Below are 19851 nucleotides of genomic sequence, written 5' to 3' on the forward strand. Positions count from 1 at the left end.
CCCGCTCAGCGCAGAAACGCACGCAGATCGCGTTCGATAATGGATCGCGCGTCGCGCACGATGCGCGCGACGAGCTCGGCAACCGTGGGCACATCCTGGATCAGTCCCTGCGACTGGCCGGCCCACACCAGACCGGCATCGAGATTGCCGGTCTCCAGCAATTCTCGGCCCCGCGCACCGCGCACCAGCGGTGCAACGTCTTCGAACGTCGCGTCGGGTTGACTCAGACGTCGCACAACCTCGTCCGACACACTGTTCTTGCCGACGCGTGCGGTGTTGTGCAGCTTCCGGAAGATCAGGTTGGTGCCGCGTTCGTCGTTGTCGACCAGGAACTGTTTGACCTTGTCATGAATCGGCGCTTCCTGAGTCGCACAGAAGCGCGTGCCCATGTTGACACCTTGTGCGCCAAGCGCCATCGCTGCTGCCAGGCCGCGACCGTCGGCGAAGCCGCCCGATGCGATGACAGGAATTTTCACTTTGTCGACGGTCGCCGGAATCAAGATCAAGCCCGGCACATCGTCTTCGCCGGGATGACCCGCGCATTCGAAGCCGTCGATCGAGATCACATCCACACCCATCCGCTCGGCGGACAACGCATGGCGCACCGAGGTGCATTTGTGAATGACTTTGACACCGTTGGCTTTGAAGTCATCGACATGCTCCTTGGGCTTGGAGCCCGCGGTCTCGACGATCTTGATGCCGCTTTCGATGATGGCGCGTCGGTACTCCGCATAGGGCGGCGGCGTCATCGTCGGCAGAATGGTGAGATTCACGCCGAACGGCTTGTCCGTCATGCCGCGACAGCGCTCGATCTCCTTCGCCAGTGCTTCCGGCGTCGGCTGTGTGAGCGCGGTGAGAATACCGAGCGCGCCGGCGTTCGAAACTGCGGCGGCCAGCTCGGCTCGACCGACCCACTGCATGCCGCCTTGAACGATGGGATGCTCGATGCCGAGCAGTTCGGTGAACGTCGTCTTGAGCGCCATGGTTAGAGCGTCTCCACGATGGTGACGTTCGCCAGTCCACCGCCTTCACACATCGCCTGCAGTCCGTAACGCTTGCCTCGCGCACGCAAGGCGTAGATCAATGTGCTCATCAACTTGGCACCGGACGCGCCGAGCGGATGACCCAACGCAATCGCTCCGCCGTTGACGTTGAGCCGTTGCGGATCCGCCTCCAGCGCTTGCAACCAAGCCAGCGCGACCGGCGCGAACGCCTCGTTCACTTCATAGAGGTCGATGTCCTGCATGCGCAAGCCGCTGCGCTCGAGCGCACGACGAGTGGCGGGAATCGGAGTTTCCAGCATGATCACCGGGTCGCTGCCCAGCACCGTCATATGATGGACGCGTGCCAGCGGTTTGAGCCCGTGTTCCTTCAACGCACGCTCGTTCACGACCAACAAGCCCGCCGCGCCGTCGCACATCTGACTCGCGCTCGCGGCTGAAATGATCCCGCCCTCTTCCAAGAGCTTGACCGAACCGATCGAGGCCAGCGAGGCATCGTAGCGGATGCCTTCGTCCTTGGTGTGGAGGCCGTCTTTGCCTTCGACCGGAATGATTTCCTGCTTGAACGCGCCGGCGTTCGTAGCAGCGGCGGCTCGTTGATGGCTGAGCAGCGCGTACGCATCGAGCTGTTCGCGCGAGTAACCGTACTTCTGCGCAAGCATCTTCGCTCCGGTGAATTGGCTGAACTGCGTCACGCCATAGCGATGTTGAATGCGCTCGCTCCAAGGCCCGCCGAGGCCGGCATTCACGGCCAGGTTAGTCGGCGAACCCATCGGCACGCGACTCATGCTCTCCACGCCCGCTGCGATCACGATGTCCTGTGTACCCGACATCACCGCCTGGGCCGCGAAGTGCAGCGCCTGCTGGGACGAGCCACATTGCCGATCGATCGAAACGGCGGGCACGCTGTCCGGCAGTTTCGAGGCGAGGACGGCATTGCGACCGATATGAAAGCTCTGTTCGCCGACCTGGCTCACGCAACCCAGGATCACGTCATCGACCGCAGCCGGATCGATGCCGCTGCGATCGACGAGTGCGTTCAGAACCTCACCCGCCAGATCCGCAGGATGCCAGCCCGACAGCTGACCGTTACGACGACCGCCCGCGGTGCGAGCCGCGGCGACAATGAAAGCATCACTCATGAAGATTACCCGGCGCGCGTCAGCGCGGCATCGCTCAAATATTTGGTCGCGCTCCAGCCGCCGTCGACCGCGATCACTTGACCATTGATGAATGCACCGTCAGGCGAGCACAGCAGTGCCACCAGGCCCGCGACATCCTCAGTCGTGCCCGGACGCGCGGCGGGCGTCATCTCGAAGTTCATTCGTTTGAATCGCTCGCTGTTCCAGGCGTACTCGGTCATGCCCGTGCGTAACACACCCGGCGCGACCACATTCGAGCGAACGCCTTGCGCCCCGTACTGGGCGGCCATGTGCGTGGTGAGGCCGACGATGCCGGCCTTCGCTGCGGAATACGCACCGCCTCGTAGCCCACCGATCACTGCGAATGTCGACGCGATATTCACGATGGCCGCCTCACCCTTGAACGCAGCCAACGCCGCGCGGCAGTATCGAAACGGCGAGCGCAATAGCACGTTGAGAAACAAATCCAGATCCGCATCGGACGTCTCGTGCACCGGCTTCGGCTGACCGATACCCGCGTTGTTGACCAGGTAGTCGAGTCGACCGAATCGTTTCAAGGCCAGATCGACGGCATCCTGTGGCGCACTGTCATGCGTCACATCCTGTTGAATCGTTGCGAGCGCCGCGCCTTCAGGCAGAGCGGCCTGCAAACGTTGCAGTCCTTCGGGATTACGGCCGCTGCCGACGATAGCAACGCCCTTCGCAGCGAGACGCACGGCAATCGCACGCCCCAAGTCGCCACTCGCCCCAGTAATCAAGGCCACCGGCTGGGAGCTCATCATTCACCTCGAATCTTTGACGGCGGCCGCGCCAGATCGACCGAGGCCGCGAATTGTTCCTGACTGCCGCCCAACTCGGCCTGCAATGCACGGATACGATAGGTCCACAGATGCAATGGATACTCGAGCGTGAGACCCATCGCACCCGAGAACTGATGCAGATCGAAGGTGAGCTGTCTCGCCATCTCTTGCGCGTAACCGGCAGCGGCGGCCGCATCCGAAGCATCGCCTCCATCGGCAGCTCGCAACGTTAGAACGCGACACGCTTCCACGCTGGTCGCAGCCATGGCCAGTCGATGCTGGACGGCTTGAAACGCACCGATAGGTTTACCGAACTGCTCTCGCTCCTTGACCTGCCGCAGCGTGCGCTGAAGGGCCGCGTCCGCTGCTCCCGTGATCTCGGCGGCAATCGCCAATCGATAGCGCCTGCTCAACTCGTCAGCAGAGACATCGACCGCTTTCGCGCGCTCGAGCGCCGCAGGCGCGAGCACACCATACGGATACGCATAGTGTGTTGTGCACGCTTGAACGTCTTCAGGCTGCAGCTCGATCAGGCTCACTTGATCGTCGGCCAAGACGACGAGTGTGTTCGCGCCTGGCAGAAACCTAATCGGCCGAGTGGCAATACTGGCCAGACTCCCGCGCACGATTGCGATGGGCCGACGCACGGTCTCCGCCAATAGCGGTCCTATTAATAGAGAGCTGGCCGCCTCGACGCAGACTGGAAGCTTGCCAATGCCGATGGCAACGAGCGCCGCTTCGAGCGTCGAGTAACCATGCTGTGCCAGCGAAAAGAACCCCGCATCATGCAGCTGCTCTTCCAACGCCGGATCGACAATGTACCGATCGACGCAGCGCTCCGGCTCAGCCCCTTCGCCAGTGATCGCGACGAGCGCATCGAGCAGCATCGTCTGTTCTTCAGTGAGATCAAACTGCACGGGCGCGCTCCCTCGGCAGTTCGAGAAACATCTTGGCAATTAGATCGAGCTGAACCTCGGCGGCCCCCGAAGCGAGCCCCGCTGCGATGGCTCGCATGTGATGTGCCAGTAACAAGGGTGGTGCCGCCTCATGTAATCCGTCCGGCACAAAATCGAGGACGAATTCACAAACGGCGCGCTCTGCTGAAACCACCGCCCATCGTGCAAGCGAGCCTTGCCCGCGATCGGCACCGCGTTTGGCGCGTTGATCGACCACTCGATACACGAGCATGCGCGCCGCTTCTACAGCCGCGAGTGCTTGCCCCGCGCGGGCTTTGACCGAAATCGAATCGAGCTCACCGCGAGCCCGCAATATTCCAATCGCAGTGTCGAGCGCACGCCGCGCAAAGGCGTATCTCGGAATTCCGATCCGCTCGTTCGCGAGCGCATGCGTGATGATGTCCCACCCTTGCCCTTCGCCACCGAGCCGCTGCGCTTCGGCGACGAACACGTCGTGGAAGAACACCTCGTGGATGTCGCCTTCGCCGATCAGCGCCGGGATCTGCTGGACCCTGATGCCCGGGCTATTCATGGGGACGAGGAAGATGGCGATGCCGCCCTTGCGATCGGCGCTGGTGCGCGCGAGCAAGAAGCAGAACTCAGCTTCCGCCGCGTAGGACGTCCAGATCTTCGAGCCATTGATGACGTAGCCGCCATCGACCTTTTCAGCTCTCGTTCGCAATGAAGCCAGGTCGGAGCCGGCGTTCGGCTCGGAGAATCCCTGGCACCAGATGACAGTACCGGCGGCGATTCGCGGCAGATGTTCCTGTTGTTGAGCCGGCGACCCATAACGCATCAACGTCGGGCCGATCCAGTTCACATTCATATATTGCGGGCCGCGCGGCTCGCCGGCCGCCCACAACTCTTCGCCGATAATGAAATGTTCCCAGGTCGAAGCACCGCGCCCGCCGAACTCCACCGGCCAGTGCGGCACCAGCAGGCCCCGCGCCGCGAGCTTGGGACAGAACGCTCGCGAGAACGCCGTCTGCTCGGCCGATCCCGGACCTTCACGGGCGATGCGATCCCAATCGGCAGGCAAGGTCTCAGCGAGCACCGTCCGTATCGAATCGCGAAGTGCCAGATGCTCGGGCGTCCAACTGAAATCCATCGTGCCTCTAAGTCGCCGGAGACTGCTTGGGAGGAACCGCTCCAAGCAACATGATCGCGGAGATGATTGAAACGGCACTCACGGCGTAGAACGCCATCGTGTAAGTGCCTTGCTTGTCGTACAGCAGTCCGACGAGAAACGGCGACGCCGCAGCCACGGCATTGCTGAAGGGCATCAGCGCGCCAAGAATCGACGCGAATGCCGCCGGGCCGAAGTAATTGGCCACGGTGGAATGCCAGCAGGTCAACGCGGCGCCCGATCCAAAGCCGAGCAAGCCCGTGAATAGATACATTGCGGCCGCGCTCTGCGCGTGGGTCGCTACAAACACCGCTACTCCCATCATCACAATCGACACGGACCACGCGTACCGCGGCTCGATCCGGTCGCAGAAAAATCCGACGCTGAGCTTTCCAGCAATAGTGCACATCGCGAACAAGCCGAGCGCCGCAGCGGTCGCTTCAGCAGAGTGACCGAGATCGCGCAAGTGAGGAACGGCGTGGGCGATGGCGGCAACGGACGGCGCAGACTCGCCGACCGCGGCGACGCCGATGAGCCAGAACGCCGGCGTTCTCATCGCTTCACGAACCGTCCAGCGCTCACGAGTTCGATAAACCGTCGACGCGGATGTCACAGCTTGCTCGCTATCATGACTCGCCTGCGCCTGGGCGCCATCGGGCTGTTGACCCAGATCGGCGGGCCGATTTCTGACCACGAGCAACGAGATGGCAGCCGCAACCAGTGCAGCGACGAGCACCACGTACCAAGCCGCGCGCCAGTTGCCATCGGCCAAGGCAATCACTCGCGTCAGCAACGGCGCGAACAGCAACCCGCCAATACCACTCCCGGTCAACACCAACGCCAGCGCCAACGCGCGCCTCCTTTCAAACCATGCACTCGCACAGGTCTGTGCCGGAATCAGGGCCCCGAAGGCGCAGCCCAATCCCAGCAGCAGTCCGTAAGCAACCACATACTGCCAGCCCTGACTCACCCAGGAGGCGAGCAGGATGGAGCCAAAGGCGACAAAAAGAGAGCCGATACACAAGGACAGGCGCGCCCCCAGCGAGTTGATGACTCGCGCGACCAGAGGCGCCCCCAAACCGACCGACAGCACGAAGACCGTCGAGCCCAGACCGAGAGTCCCGCGACTCAGGCCGAGCTCTTTAGCCATCGGCGCGTTGATCACGCTCGCGCCGACATACGCCACACCCAGATTGACGGAAACGATGGCCGACAGCGCGGCCAACAACTTCCAGCCAAAGAACTTACCGGCATCCGCCATCGACAGCTCCAATGAACTCGCGGAGAAAGCCGGAGTATGTGGCTGGGACGACATCGGCGTCAGGCGCTCTTCTTCTTGCCGTAACCGAAATCGTGCTCGGTGCCGGTCGCGTTGATGATCATGGCCCACAGCGACCACCAGCTGATGGCCATCGTGAACTCCAGGGCGCCCTGCTCGCCATACTGCTTCACGACGCGCTTGAACAGCTCATCGGACACTTCGCCGCTGCAGACCGCGAAGGTGTACTCGATCACCAGGCGTTGTTCGTCGTCGAACACGTTGGCCGTCTTCCAGAACGGGATGCACGCCTGCTGTTCCATAGTGATGCCGGCCGCCTCAGCGCCACGCATGTGCGACTGAAACGAGAAGTGACACTTGAAGTGCACATTCAACGTCTGCACCGCCAGTTCCTTCACCGCCTTCTGCTGTGAAGTCCAGGGCATCTCGCGAACGATGTAGTCGCTGAGCTGGATGAGGCGCATCGCCAGACGCGGATCGCGCGCAACCGTCGCGAACGCGGCGCTCTTGCCGGGAATCTCCGGGTTCGCGTTCCCAGGAAACATATGGTTGAACAAGTCCTGCACCGCCTGTTTGGTCGCGGCGTCAGGCGTGCCCTTGAAATCGGACGGCGGAAAATCGGAGGGCTTGAAGACGAGTTGGAGTCGTGCCATGAATGAATCTCTCACTGAAAGGTCGGCGGTCCCTCGCCTGCGATGTTCCCGCGTCAGAAGTTGTATTCGGCCTGGAGCACGACTTCGCGCGGACGGTTGAACGTTGCAACGAACTGGGTCGGCGGACCGCCCGGCGCGCTCGACGAAGCGATCATGTAGTACTCGTTGGTCAAGTTGCGCCCGATCAACGACAGCTTGAAGCGCTCGTCGTCCGGCATCAGATTGATGGCCGCGTTCAAACGCCAGAACGCGTCTTGAATGCCACCCGGATGATTGTCGGTGTGCGCTTGATAAGAGTCGCTGTGAGCGGCGTCGATGGAGAAGTCGGCGATCCATCCGGCAGTGAACTGCGCGCGATAGTCGGCGCCGATGCTGAATGTCACATCAGGCGCGCGAACCAGCGCGGTGCCGGAAAGATCTTGCGAGCCGCCGACGCAACCGAGCGCCGCGGTCTGCCCCGCATAGCACGGCGCAGTACGATAGTTCGTGTAGCGTGCGCGGTTGTAGCCGACGTTGCCGTTGAAAGAAAGATTGTCGGTGGCCAGCCAATTGAACGAACCCGCGACACCTTCGGTGCGCGCCTCGGCGGCGTTACCGATGTTGAAGCTGAGCGTCGACGAATCGAACGACGCCACTTGCAGACCGTCGTACTCATACCGATACGCCGTCACATCCAGTCGCAGAGTGTCCTGGAGCAACGTCGACTTGTAGCCGATCTCGAAGCCTTTGCTCTCTTCCGGACCGAACTTCACGCTGTCCGCGGTGAACGCCCGTTGCAGAATCGCGCCGTTCGACAGGCCGCCGGATTTGAAGCCGGTTTTATAGGCACCGTAGATGGTCTGATCCGGCGCGGGATGCCAGGTCAGGGTGACTTCCGGAGAAACATTGTCATCGTCGTAGCTGGAATGCAGAACATCGCCCACCGGCCGCAGGTTCAGCGTGGTGACGCCGATCGAAAGATTCTCGAAGTCGCCGTCCTTCTCTTCATGCGTGTAGCGCGCACCGGCCGCGAGCTCCAACGCGTCGGTGATGTTCCAGCGCAGCTGCGCGAAGCCGGAATAGCTTTCGCTGTCGACCTTCGCCGCCGTTTCGAACGTGGTCCAGTTCTGCGCCATGACGTTGAAGCCGCCATGAAACAAGTCGGCGGCATTGAACCAGGGACGGCGCGACTTCTCGTAATACAGGCCGCCCATGAAATTGAGCGGGCCGTCGAACTCGGTATTCACGCGCACTTCCTGCGTGAACAGGTCGTAGTCCTCGTGCTGCGTGCTCCACAGCAGCGAGAACGGCGTATAGTCGGCGTTGTTGCCGCCAGTGACGGTCTGATCGTAGTAACCGGTCGTCGACGTGAGCGAGACTTTGTCGAACTCCTTGTTGAGCGTCAGCGCGCCCAGCACGAACTTCGAATCGTAGTAAGGCAGGCCGTTGTTACCGTACGGATAGTTGACGGCGTAGACCGCCGGCAGCGATGCTTCCGCCTTGCGTTGATTCTTCGCGCAATCGGCGTAAGGCATGGCGATGCCTGCGATGGTCGGCACCGTCTGGCCCCCGGTGCAATACAGCTCGACGTATGCGTTCATCGCATTCATCGACTGCTTGTCCCAGGTCACTTTCAAATTCGCATTGAAATCCGAGCTCGGCTCCCAACGCAGCGTGAGACGGCCGGAATAGTTCTCGCCATCGGGACCTTTGTTACCGAAGGTCGCGCCGGGCACTGTCACACCGGGATGCAAAGGATCGGCGACGGGTTGAGCGACGTTGTCGATCCAGCCGTTCATCGCGCTGCCTCGGAACGCCAGTCGCGCCGAGAACGTGTCCGAGATCGGCCCCGACACCATGCCTTCGACGTAGCGCTCCTCGGCTTCCATCTCGTAGCCTGCTTTGACGCTGCCTTCGAAATGATCGGTGGGATCGCCGCTGCGCAGGGAGATCACGCCCGCGGGAGAGTTCTTACCGAAGAACAAAGACTGGGGACCCGCCAGGACTTCCACCTGCGCGATGTCATACACACTCGAATTGATGACGCGGCCACGGCTGAGCGGCACGCCGTCGATGCTCACCGCCACGCTTTGATCGAGTCCAGCGTCGGTGCCCGAAGAACTGATACCGCGGATAGTGAGAAAGCCGCCGGTGCCGTTGGTGTTTCGCCCGATCATCACTTGCGGGGCCAGCTCGGCGACTTTACTGAGGTCGGTGGCGATATTGCTCTCGAGCTGCGTCGGCGTGATCGAGGAGATCGCGACTGGCACGTCCTGCTGAGATTCGGCACGCTTACGCGCCGTGACCACCACTGTTTCCAGGCCGACACGACCGCGCGCCTGAGTATCGTCTGTGGTCTCGCCAGGCGCGACCTGAGCGACGGCGCCGGCGGTCTCGAGCAATGCGATGACGCCAACCAGCAGTCGACGCGAATGTTTGTACATGACTCCCCCGAAAAATTGACCGAATACTTGCAATATTCATCGTCAACTGCGGTCCTTGTGACATCCGCACCCGTCGCAGTCGCTCGCGTCGTCATCGTGGACGACCTTATCGCCGATCCCTTCGATTGTAAACTGTCGACACTTTGCTAAAGCAAACCGCGCGACTCTCGTTGACTGATCACCTCGCTACCTTCGCTACACTCTTGCGCGCACGTTTCTTTGCCGGCGTCGCAACCTGTTTCTCGCTGTCCTCAGCGAACTCCGCCGACAGCGATTCGATGCGTGCGTGACTGATGTGTTCGCGCATCACCGCCTCCGCCGCGACCGGATCGCGACGACGAAGCGCCGCGATGATCTGCTTGTGCTCCTCCACGACTCGCAATGCAGTCTCGCGCGTCGTGACCGCCACCGAGCGATGCACCTTGAGCAGGAAGTTCACCTCTTCGGTGAGCATCTTGCTGAGTCGCTCGTTGCCGCTGCCCACGATGATGCGGGTGTGGAAATCCAGATCCCAGGAGTCGTAGTCCTCCCCTTTGCCCGGCTTGTGCTTGTAACGGGTCAGCACCTGCTCGAGCGCGTCGATATCCGCATCGCTCATGTTCTTCGCGGCCAGACCGCACGCCAGACCCTGCAACACTTCCTGAACCTGCAGGATCTCCGACACATCCTTGCGTGACAGCGCCACCACTCGCACGCCGATGTTGGTGGTGCGCTCCAGAAGCTTGCGCCCCTCCAGACGACGAATCGCCTCTCGCAGCGGGCCCCGGCTGACGCCCAACGACATCGCCAGCTGTAGTTCGCTGAGCTTGCTGCCCGCCGTCAACTCGCCGCTCAGAATCGCGGCCTCGAGTCGCTCGGTGACGCTGTCGACCAGCGAATGCGCACGCACCTTGTTGTTTAACAATCCATTGATCTCCCGAAGTGCCGACCTCCCGTTCAATGCGACTTCCTGGCGGCCTTGGCATCGTAAATCGTCTGCGCGGCCGTCAGATCGTCGAGCACGGGCCCAACGAGAGAATGATCTTGCATCCGTGCGTAGTACTCAAGCAGCGGCTCGTGCGGCTCCAGCAGGTCCTCCTCCACGCCCAGCATCCGGGCGATACGAGCGCTCAGATGCAGCGACGGCGGCAGGACGCAGTCGGCCAGCGACACCGCCGCATCCGCTTTCGGCAACGGCGTTTTCATGAAATGCGCCAGCGACGCCAGCCCCTGCTTCCAGCGCGTCAGCTCATTCTCGACGGTCCGCTCATCGCGCGTCGCCGGATTGAGATGTGGAAACAGCCGGATGACGGGCGCCATGATGTACAGATCCACCACGCGAATCGCCACATCCACCCGGGCGCGCTGCTCCGGCAGATTCGGTAACAGCGACGGCATCAGGAAGCGGGCTTCGAGATAGTTGAGAATGCTCTCCGACTCCGGAATCGCTTCACCGGTCTCGGTGATGAGCAGCGGAATCTTGCCGATGGGGTTGAGCGCCAGATATTCGGCTGACTTGACCCCACCGGCCGGCGGGCGCACGCACTCGAGCTCGAGCTGTTTGGCACGCGCGGCGATCAGCACGCGCGCACCAAAGGGAGATTCAGGCGTTGTGATGAGTCTCATGCGCCCTCCGCTTCCGGTTAGTAGCCGCTGCCCTTGGTGATCGGCGCCGCCTGAGCCTGCGCAGGCGCCTGCGCCGCGGGCACACCGAGGTTGTCGCCTTCTTCGCCGTACCACGTTCGGAACTCAGCGAAGCCAGGCAGCTCAGAGAACGATTGGACCGATGCTTTGTCGACGACGACGTGGATCAGCGCGGGCTTGCCGGACTCCAACGCACGTGTCACCGCCGGCCCGATGTCCTCAGCCTTCTCGACATATTCACCATGAGCGCCGAAACTCTCGGCCGTCTTGTCGAGACGAACCTGCGTGTTCCACTTGGCTTCGGTCGCCGTGCAGTCCGGACCGAAATTCGCTTTGTACGAAGCGACCTCGATGCCCCACGCGTAATCGACGGCCACGATGCAGATGACCGGCAGATTTTTGCGAACGGCCGTTTCGAGCTCGGAAATGTGGAACAGGATCGAGGAGTCACCGGTCAGCAACACCACTCGACGCGTGTTGCCGACTGCAACTTGTGCGCCGACGGCATAGGGAAGGCCGGGGCCGACGGCGCCGTAGTTCGAATTCCACATCAGATCGCGAGGCGGGTTGTGCATCAGCGCGCCGAAGTACATGCTCGACGCGCCACCGTCGCGAACGATCACGGCGTCCTTCGGCAATACTTTCGTTGCTTCCACCGCGAGACGAGCGCCATGGATCGGCGTCGACTTCGTGGAGACTGAATCCACCAGTTGTTTCTGCTGAGCGGCGTGGGCCTTGCTCCATCCCGCCAACTCTTCGGGTACCTTGCGCTCGGTCTTGATCGCTGCGCTCAGTTGTGGAACGACATCGCGCAGATCGCCCACCAGCGGCACATCGATGGGACGGTTCACACCGATGGCCGTCGGATCGCGCTCGATATAAATCCACTGACGCTCGACGTTGCCCTTGCTCCAATGACGGCCGCGACCATAGTGCAGCGGCTCGCCGAGCTCGGTACCGATGGCAACCACCGCATCGGACTTCGCCACGATTTCGGAAGCGACCGCCGAGCCGTACGGGAACGTGCGATCGTCCAATCCTTCGATGACCGCCTGACCGCCCGTGGTCTGAATCACCGGACACGCCAGCTTGCGCGCCAGCTCCGCCACTTCGCGATGCGACCGTGACACGAACGCGCCTTGGCCGACCAACAGAATGGGATGAGTCGCACGCTTCAACAGCGCGGCGGCATCGTTGATCGCATCGTCGCTGGCGCGCTGATGCACCAGGCGATAACGATGCGGCGCCGGCGCGGGCGGCAACGTGAGATCCGCCTGCATGACACTCAGCGGCAGCTCGATATAAACAGGACCCGGCACGCCGCTCAGCGCGCGACGAAAGGCCTCGTGCACGATTTCGTCGACCTGCTCGGGATATTCGATGATGCCCACATACTTCATCGCACCTTCGAACAGCTTCGGCTGACTCAGGTACTGCATCTTGCCCCGGCGCACGCGCTGCTCATACAGACGATGACGCTGGCCCATGATGAAGATCGCCGGCACGTTTTCCTTGGCGAGATAAATCGCGCCGGCGGCCATGTTGGCGACGCCCGGACCTTTGTTGACACCGAGCACCGCCGGCTTGCCGGTCAGTCGATACACGCCGTCGGCCATCAAAGCGCCCGCCTGCTCGTGATGAGGGGCGATCACTTTCATGCCGCGCGCTTCCGCCGTCATGAACATGCCGAACAGGCCGGGATCGGGAATGCCAAAGATCGTATCGACGTCTTCGGCCTGTATCAGCTCAATGATGCGCTCATGAATTTTCACGTCGACGGACCTCCTGTGGTACGTGCCTATGATCGCCAAATCCGACAAAGTGTCAACAGTTTACACATTACGATTTGGGCACCCCTTCGAGCCAGAGATAACAACAAAAGAATTCCCCCTCCCGTCCGCGGGAGGGGGCCAGGGGTGGGTCTTCCGCAACTACGCGCCGGGCAGATTGATCTGACCGTCGATCAACAACGTCCGGTAATCCGCCGCTTTGAGCCGGTGCGCCACGGCCGCTTGATATTCATCGCTGCGGTACCAGGCGCGGGCATCCTCCATCGAAGGAAAGCTCAGGATGACGGCGGTCTCGGCGGGCGGTCCCTCGAGGACTTCGAACTCGCTGTTCTTGGCCACGAAGCTCGCCTTCTGCGCTGGCGCCAGCGGCGCCAGCTGGAAGTACTTTTCGAAATGCTTGGGCTCGACGGTCTTGTTACGAATGATGACGACGTAGGCGGTCATGATCGGAAACTCCTCGACTGAAACTCACATCTTGAACGTGGCACGCAACCAGACTTCACGACCGCGCTCCGCCACGCACGACGCTTCGTCGGAACCTGCAGGTCCCGGCAGCGCCGCGCCGGCAACCTGGCCGCCGAAAAACACGCCGTTCTGCGAATTCGAGTTGAAACAATTCGCCGCGGTGATCTTGTCGTTGAGGTTGTTACCGATCAGCGCCAGCTCCCACTTCTCTCCGGCCTTGAGCGTGACGTTGGCACCGGCCTTGATGTAGTCGTCCTGGAAGAAGCCAGGCGCATTGATCAGGTTGAGCGAGTACTTCGAGGAGAAGCTCGCCAGCGTGCCGAAGCTCAGTCGCAATGTATCGCCGAGCGACATCTCATAATCGAAGCCCAGCGATCCCATCCATTCGGGCGCGCGGACCAGCGTCTCGCCTTCCAGGTCCTGCGAGGTGTAACGACCGGTCGCCGGATTCAGCAGCTGATCGCAACCTTGACCGATGGTCTGGCCGTTGCCGCAAGGCGCGTTGGGGAAGGACGCATAGCGTGCGTGGTTGTAGTTCACCGCCGCCTGCACGCTGAAGCCGGGCAGGCTGAACGGCGCGAAGGTCGCATCCATGTCGACGCCATAAACATTGGCCGACGCTGCATTGAGCGTGCGCAGGATCAACGCGCCGGTCGTACCGGAAATCTCGTTGGCTCCGACTTGCAGATCCGAATACTTGTAGTAGTAAGCGGCCGCGTTGAACGAGAACTGACGATCGAGCAGCCGGCTCTTCAAGCCCACCTCGCCGCCCTTCACCTTCTCGTCGTCGAACGAGCCGGCCGTGGTCGGAGTCAGGAAGATGACGCCGTTGAACGAGCCGGACTTGAAGCCGGTCTTGTAAGCGGCAAACAAGGTGAGATCGTCGGTCGCCGAGTATGTCAGCGTCACTTCCGGCGAAACGTTGGTCGCTTCGATCTCCGGATCCAGCAGCACCGATTTGCCCACCGGACCGTTGGCGGCGTTGTAGTTGTACTGCTCGTGCGAGCGCTTCTCACGCGTCCAACGCGCGCCAGGCGCGAGTTCCAGATCCGGCGCGATCTTCCAGACCACCTGGCCGAAGAACGAGATCGAGTCGATGTCGATGTGATGAGCGAAATTGTTCAACGTGTCGGCGAGGCCCAGGACCGTGTTGCCTCGCAGGCGTACGGCGGTCTTTTGCATGCCGTCCTGATAGAAGCCGCCCAACGTAAAGTTGATCGGGCCGTCATAGTCCGAGGCGAGCCGGAATTCCTGAGTGAACTGATCGCTGTCGAAGTCGCTGTCCGAGACCAGCGCGGAAGCGCCGCCGATCACGCTGGCGAGATACAGATATTCCTGATTCAACCAGTAGTAACCGGTCAACGACGTGAGCGTGAGATCGTCGCCGAAGTTGAAGTTCTGCTCCAGCGAGGTGAGCAGCTGCTTCTGAGTGTTGAACGGCTTGCCGTTGTTACGCAGACCGGTGAACACCGCCGGGTCCGGCCAGGCGACGCGAATGCTTCGATTGATCTTGCAATCGTCGCCGGCGATGAAAGAGATATTGCGCGGAGCCACGCCGCCCGTGCCGTCCGGACAGTAGCCCAGCTCATTCGCGGGCCAGGTGCCCTGCATGTCCGTGTACTGATAGCTCGTCTTCAGCTTGGCGCTGTAGCTGCCCTCGGGAGTGAACAGGGCCGTGCCGCGCACGATCACATCTTCCGTCGGCGTGACGCGTCGATCGGTGGGATTGATGCTCGCCAGTCCGGGAATGACTTCCGCATCGTTGCGGAAATAGCCGTTCTGATCCGAGTAGCGCGCCGCCAGTCTGAGTTTCACCGAATCCGAGACCGGCCCGGAGATCATGGCCTCGGCAATCTTCTCCTCGGCTTCGTATTCATAGCCGACGCGAGCGGTGGATTCGAAGGTGTCGGTGGGATCGACGCTGCGCAGGGAGATCACGCCGGCCGGGCTGTTCTTGCCGTAGAACAACGCCTGCGGACCTTTCATCACTTCGACCTGCGCGACGTCGAACATGCCGATGCCATACGCCAGACCCTGCGTCAGTTGCAGGCCGTCGACGTTGAGCGAAATCGAATTGTCGACCGTCGCATTGTTCGCGGTGGTGCCGATGCCGCGGATGGACACCTGCAAGCCGTTCGCCGCCAGCGAAGTGCCGATCAACAAGCCCGGCACGCGCTGGGCCACGGTGTACAGATCGTCCGTCGCATGCTGTTCGAGCGATTCCTGAGTGATCGCCGTCAGCACCACCGGGACTTTCAGAATCGATTCGTTCTTTTTACGCGCGGTAACGATGATGCTTTCGAGCGTTTCGGTCTGCGCGGCGGCTTCGCCAGATGAAGTCGTTTGTGCCTGAACAGCGGCGGCGCTGCCCGTGGCAAGGCATCCGCACACCAGGTGCGTAACGAGTTTGCGTGTTCTCATGATCTCCCCCAGAAAATTGTCAACTGTCAACAGTTAGCGTTAAATGCAAGCCTTACGTCGTGCCCAGCCTACGTAACTCCCGTGGCGACGCGAGAAACCAGCGCACGCAGCTGCGCGACAGCACCGACGCCTCGGAGTACCCGAGCATCTCGGTCACGCGCATCAACGAAATATCCGGCTGCTGCAAGTAACGCAGCGCCATGTCTCGGCGGACCGAATCCCTTAGGGTCTCGAATGACTTCCCTTCCCGGCGCAACTTCCGCTGCAAGGTGCGACGATGCAGTCGCAGAGCCGCCGCCAGCGACTCCTGCGTGCAATTTCCTTCGACGAGCAGCCGCGCGATGTGAATTCGCGCCGGCGTGGTCAGCGGCATCACTCCCTTGCGGCAGCGGCGCTCGATAAAACTCGTGGCCATTTCGTAGAGCTGTCGGTGCGAAACCTGTTCAGCACCGAACTCCACACCCACGGCATCGCGAAGCTCATGAGGACTTCCGCCCAGACGAGTGACGATCTCGTCGAAGCCGCGCAGCGAATCGGCGCACACCAGCGTGGAATCCCGGCTCATCGTTGCAACCCTCTCACGCCACCAGTCGCAGCCCAGGCCTGGGCCACTGCGCTTCGAACAACTGACCGTAGCCCGACAGCGTGATGTACGCCGTGCGCATGCTCGGGCCGCCGAAACAAATGTTGGTGCAATACCCTTCCGGCGCCTCGTAGAACTCGATGAGCTCTCCGTCCGGCGAGAACACGCTGATTCCACCGCGCACCAGCGTGGCGACACAGATGTTGCCGCTCGCTTCCACCGCCAGCGAATCGAAACGTTGATAGCCCGGCAGGCCCGCGACCAGCTTGCCGCCATTCGGCGATGGGAACGACTGCAATTGCAATTGACCCGGCTCGATCACGGGATACGACCACAAGCGACTCGTTTCCGTTTCCGCGACGTACAGCGTGCGCTCGTCAGGCGACAAGCCGACGCCGTTCGGCGTCAGCAACGGGAACGCGGCGCGTCGAATGAAACTTCCGTCAGTGCGTGCGTAGTACAGCGCGCCGAGCATCAGACGGTCGGCGAACTTCTTGCCGAAGTCTGTGAACCAGAAACCGCCGTGTGAATCGAACACGATGTCGTTGGGCCCGTGCAGCGGCACGCCGTCGCAATGGGTATAGAGCGCCTCCACCTTGCCGGTCGAGAGGTTCACTCGCTGAATGCTGCCGCCTTTGTAATCGGACGCTTCGCCCGTCGGTCGAGTGAAGCCATCGTCGGTACGCCAGCTGAAACCGCCGTTGTTACAAACGTAGCAGTGACCATCGGGACCGATGGCCGCGCCGTTCGGACCGCCGCCCAATTCCGCGACGACCTTCACGTCGCCGCTGGGCAACCATCGCTTCAAACAACGGCCCGCGATTTCCACGAACAGCACGCTGCCATCCGGCAGGGCGATCGGCCCTTCTGGAAATCCCAGCCCGGATGCGACGACACGGCCCTGCAGCTTCGGCATACCGATTCCCCCGACCCTACTCATATATATGCGTGCCACGAGCGACACTGACACGCTCCCGTGCCCAAGAACATTTTCTGTGCCGTCGTCGCCCCATCGTCATGCTGGCTCAGTCTTTGGCACCGCTGGGCAACTCGATGGCCCTGTCTACGACTTCAATCACCGCCGGAAAGTAGCGCCCGGACCAACCGTTGGTTGCCGTCGCCGTGTAGTAGCGTTGCGCGAGCTGCGTGGCATGCGCCGACACGCCCACCTGCTCCGCCAACTCGAGCACACAGCTGATGTCCTTCAGCACGTACTCAGGAGAGAACGCTTTATCCGGGAACTGTCGCGGCAACATCGCTTTGCGCGCGTGATTGCGTAACGCGAAGCTGTCGCCCGATCCCTTGGAGACCGCCTCGATCAGCACCTCCGGTCGCACGCCACCACGAGCGCCGACCACCATCATTTCAGCGATGGCGACGGTGTTCTCGAACAAGAGCGCGTTGTTGACGAGCTTGACGACCTGACCGCATCCCACGGCGCCACAGTGCGTGACATCCGATCCCATGTAACTCAACAAAGGCGCGATACGTGCGAACAGCGCTTCGTCGGCACCGACCATGATGCTCAACTCGCCGCGCTGTGCCGCCTCTCTCGTACGAGCCACTGGCGCGTCGGCGAATGCAACGCCCTTCGATGCCAGACGCTCGGCCACGTTGCGAGCACCGGCCACCGTCGTTGTGCTCAAGTCGATGATGATGGCCGGACGCCGCGATCCGCTGGCCAGCCCTTCGGCACCGAGACACACTTGTTCAACCTGCTTATCGCCAGGCAGCGACAGAAACACGATGTCCGCGCGCTGTGCAATCTCAGCAAGCGTTTGAGCGCGAGTCGCTTTGGTTCCTTCCAAGCCAGCGAACGCAGACGCGTTCATATCGAACGCGATCACGTCGCCAGGATGTTTGAGCGCAATGTTTCGACACATCGGCGCGCCCATCACGCCGAGACCAACGAACCCGATCGTCGTAGCGGATGCAGCGCTCATGACTCAATCCATCCACATGCCGCCGCTGATATCCAGCGACGTGCCGGTGATCCAGTTGGACGCGGGCGAGCACAGAAACAAGGCAGCTTGCGCGATGTCCTCGGCGTTGCCGTAGCGTCCCAGGGGAACCGTGGCATTGGCCGACGGCGCCTGATTGCTCGTGACATTCGCCCACATCGCAGTTTCAACCGGACCCGGTGCGAGCGTGTTGGCGTACACACCGTGCGGAGCGCCGGCCTTCGCAATCCAACGCATCATTCCATGCACGGCCGCCTTGGATGCGACGTACGCAGGACCTGACGCGACACCGCCATTTTTCGCGGCAATCGAGCCGCACGCGAGAATCTTGCCGTAGCCTTTCTCGCACATGATGGGAAACAACTTGCGAGCCGGGTTCACGACGCCGAGCACGTTGACGGAGAGCATCGAATTCCACTCTTCGTCCGTGCTCTGCGCGAGCGGCGTGCGAGCGATCACACCAGCACACAGCACGAGCACGTCCACCTTGCCCTGCCGAGCCAACACGCCGTCGATGACCTTATCTGTGTCGGCGCGCGATGTGACGTTGTACTGGCGATATTCGATCCCGGGGCCGATGTCTTCGTGCTCGCTGAGATCGGTGGCGATGACGCTTGCCCCCGCGGCCTTGAAGGTATTGGCGACCGCGCGCCCCATGCCACCAGAACCGCCGGTGATCAAAACCACTTGCCCGGCCAGACTCGGCGGTCCGCTCAGATGCTGCGCCATAACTCTCTACCCCTGAACCTCAAAAAATAAACCGGCCTAGACGAAGCTCGCCTTGGCCGACATCGCCAACTCGCCCTCGGGCCCGCGCGCCCACAGCGCCAATGTGCCATCGTCGTCCGCCTGCCCTTCGAGCTGGAATGCGCGACCGACGAACAACGGAGCGACGCCCCGAAAATCAAACCCTGCGAGGCGTCGACCGCCACCATGCTCCACAGCGAACTGCTGTAACAGCGTAGCAGTGAGCGGTCCGTGCACGACCAGGTCTGGATAGCCCTCTTCGTTGCGAGCATAGGCTTGATCGTAATGAATACGATGACCGTTGAAGGTCAGCGCCGAATATCGGAACAAGAGTGTCGTATCCGGCACGACACTGCGACTCCACTGCGCCACGCCGTCGTAACGCTGCGGCTGGGAATCGGCACTCGACGTGGTCGCCTCGCGAAAGACCAGATCCTGTTCCTCCGAGATGCACACCGTGCCGTCGCGAGCAATTGTGTGCTCAACGGTGACGAACACCAACGAGCCGCGCTTGCCGGTCTTGCTCTCGATCTTGAGGATGCGACTGCGCCGTTTCGCTGTCGCGTCGATGGGCAATGGCGACAAGTAACGGATACGACTGCCCGCCCACATGCGTCGCGGCTGTTCGATGGGCGGCAGGAAACCGCCGCGCTGAGGATGACCATCCACACCGAGTGAACTGGCACGCGCCGTGGGATTGAAGAACAACCACTGCCAACCCGGCGGAAGTGGCTGTCCCGCTTCCGGGACGGACTCGAGATCGAGCGTGGCGGCCATGGCCCGGGCCGCGGACACAGAAATCCGGTCGTCAGTTTCCTGTTCCCGGCCGATCCAGGCTTGCAGATCCGTGGACACCCACACCCCCGTCAATGCGATTCATG

General features: G+C 61.8%; 18 protein-coding genes. All 18 read right to left on the reverse strand.

Translation table 11 applies throughout. From position 1 onward, the window contains the following. Positions 1-5: 5 nt before the first annotated feature. The 18 genes from ACFPN2_RS26150 to ACFPN2_RS26235 all read right to left on the reverse strand — a co-directional run bounded on the left by ACFPN2_RS26150 (position 6) and on the right by ACFPN2_RS26235 (position 19825). Complete coding sequence (locus ACFPN2_RS26150; RefSeq protein WP_380602123.1) at positions 6-983, reverse strand: NAD(P)H-dependent flavin oxidoreductase; 978 nt, start codon at positions 981-983, stop codon at positions 6-8. 2 nt (positions 984-985) lie between these two features. Continuing rightward, on the reverse strand, positions 986-2143 hold the full coding sequence (locus ACFPN2_RS26155) for an acetyl-CoA C-acetyltransferase (protein WP_380602125.1): 1158 nt from the start codon (positions 2141-2143) through the stop codon (positions 986-988). Between the two features lie 5 nt (positions 2144-2148). Continuing rightward, positions 2149-2922: an SDR family NAD(P)-dependent oxidoreductase gene (locus ACFPN2_RS26160; protein ID WP_380602847.1), complete on the reverse strand. Its 774-nt coding sequence runs from the start codon at positions 2920-2922 to the stop codon at positions 2149-2151. Continuing rightward, a complete protein-coding gene (locus ACFPN2_RS26165; RefSeq protein ID WP_380602127.1) occupies positions 2922-3860 on the reverse strand; it encodes an acyl-CoA dehydrogenase family protein in 939 nt (312 codons plus the stop codon). The genes ACFPN2_RS26160 and ACFPN2_RS26165 overlap by 1 nt, the downstream gene beginning before the upstream one ends. Next, positions 3850-5007 (reverse strand): acyl-CoA dehydrogenase family protein, encoded by a 1158-nt coding sequence (locus tag ACFPN2_RS26170; RefSeq protein WP_380602129.1) that lies wholly within the window; start codon positions 5005-5007, stop codon positions 3850-3852. Before ACFPN2_RS26170 ends, ACFPN2_RS26165 begins: the two co-directional genes overlap by 11 nt. Before the next feature lie 7 nt (positions 5008-5014). Further along, positions 5015-6286 carry an MFS transporter gene (locus tag ACFPN2_RS26175; protein WP_380602131.1) on the reverse strand — a complete coding sequence of 424 codons (1272 nt, stop codon included), beginning with the start codon at positions 6284-6286 and terminating at the stop codon, positions 5015-5017. 59 nt (positions 6287-6345) lie between these two features. Next, on the reverse strand, positions 6346-6957 hold the full coding sequence (locus tag ACFPN2_RS26180) for a carboxymuconolactone decarboxylase family protein (RefSeq protein WP_380602133.1): 612 nt from the start codon (positions 6955-6957) through the stop codon (positions 6346-6348). A gap of 53 nt (positions 6958-7010) precedes the next feature. Then, a complete protein-coding gene (locus ACFPN2_RS26185) occupies positions 7011-9380 on the reverse strand; it encodes a TonB-dependent receptor (protein ID WP_380602135.1) in 2370 nt (789 codons plus the stop codon). 178 nt (positions 9381-9558) lie between these two features. After that, positions 9559-10320 carry a GntR family transcriptional regulator gene (locus ACFPN2_RS26190; RefSeq protein ID WP_380602137.1) on the reverse strand — a complete coding sequence of 254 codons (762 nt, stop codon included), beginning with the start codon at positions 10318-10320 and terminating at the stop codon, positions 9559-9561. Continuing rightward, positions 10317-10985 carry a glutathione S-transferase family protein gene (locus ACFPN2_RS26195; protein WP_380602139.1) on the reverse strand — a complete coding sequence of 223 codons (669 nt, stop codon included), beginning with the start codon at positions 10983-10985 and terminating at the stop codon, positions 10317-10319. Before ACFPN2_RS26195 ends, ACFPN2_RS26190 begins: the two co-directional genes overlap by 4 nt. Positions 10986-11002: 17 nt before the next feature. Beyond that, on the reverse strand, positions 11003-12775 hold the full coding sequence (locus ACFPN2_RS26200) for a thiamine pyrophosphate-binding protein (RefSeq protein WP_380602141.1): 1773 nt from the start codon (positions 12773-12775) through the stop codon (positions 11003-11005). A gap of 159 nt (positions 12776-12934) precedes the next feature. Continuing rightward, complete coding sequence (locus tag ACFPN2_RS26205) at positions 12935-13237, reverse strand: DUF1330 domain-containing protein (RefSeq protein WP_380602143.1); 303 nt, start codon at positions 13235-13237, stop codon at positions 12935-12937. Positions 13238-13261: 24 nt separating this feature from the next. Further along, the gene (locus tag ACFPN2_RS26210; protein ID WP_380602145.1) at positions 13262-15679 is read right to left on the reverse strand and encodes a TonB-dependent receptor; all 2418 of its coding nucleotides are present in this window, start codon (positions 15677-15679) and stop codon (positions 13262-13264) included. Positions 15680-15731: 52 nt separating this feature from the next. Next, positions 15732-16244: a helix-turn-helix transcriptional regulator gene (locus ACFPN2_RS26215; RefSeq protein ID WP_380602147.1), complete on the reverse strand. Its 513-nt coding sequence runs from the start codon at positions 16242-16244 to the stop codon at positions 15732-15734. Between the two features lie 13 nt (positions 16245-16257). Then, on the reverse strand, positions 16258-17178 hold the full coding sequence (locus ACFPN2_RS26220) for an SMP-30/gluconolactonase/LRE family protein (RefSeq protein ID WP_380602149.1): 921 nt from the start codon (positions 17176-17178) through the stop codon (positions 16258-16260). Positions 17179-17287: 109 nt separating this feature from the next. After that, entirely contained in the window at positions 17288-18205 is a 918-nt protein-coding gene (locus tag ACFPN2_RS26225; protein ID WP_380602151.1) for an NAD(P)-dependent oxidoreductase, read from the reverse strand. 3 nt (positions 18206-18208) lie between these two features. Further along, positions 18209-18952: an SDR family NAD(P)-dependent oxidoreductase gene (locus tag ACFPN2_RS26230; protein ID WP_380602153.1), complete on the reverse strand. Its 744-nt coding sequence runs from the start codon at positions 18950-18952 to the stop codon at positions 18209-18211. A gap of 36 nt (positions 18953-18988) precedes the next feature. Next, positions 18989-19825 carry an HTD2 family dehydratase gene (locus ACFPN2_RS26235; protein ID WP_380602155.1) on the reverse strand — a complete coding sequence of 279 codons (837 nt, stop codon included), beginning with the start codon at positions 19823-19825 and terminating at the stop codon, positions 18989-18991. Between the last annotated feature and the right edge of the window lie 26 nt (positions 19826-19851).

Source organism: Steroidobacter flavus (genome assembly GCF_042651805.1).
GTDB classification, from domain to species: Bacteria; Pseudomonadota; Gammaproteobacteria; order Steroidobacterales; family Steroidobacteraceae; genus Steroidobacter; species Steroidobacter flavus.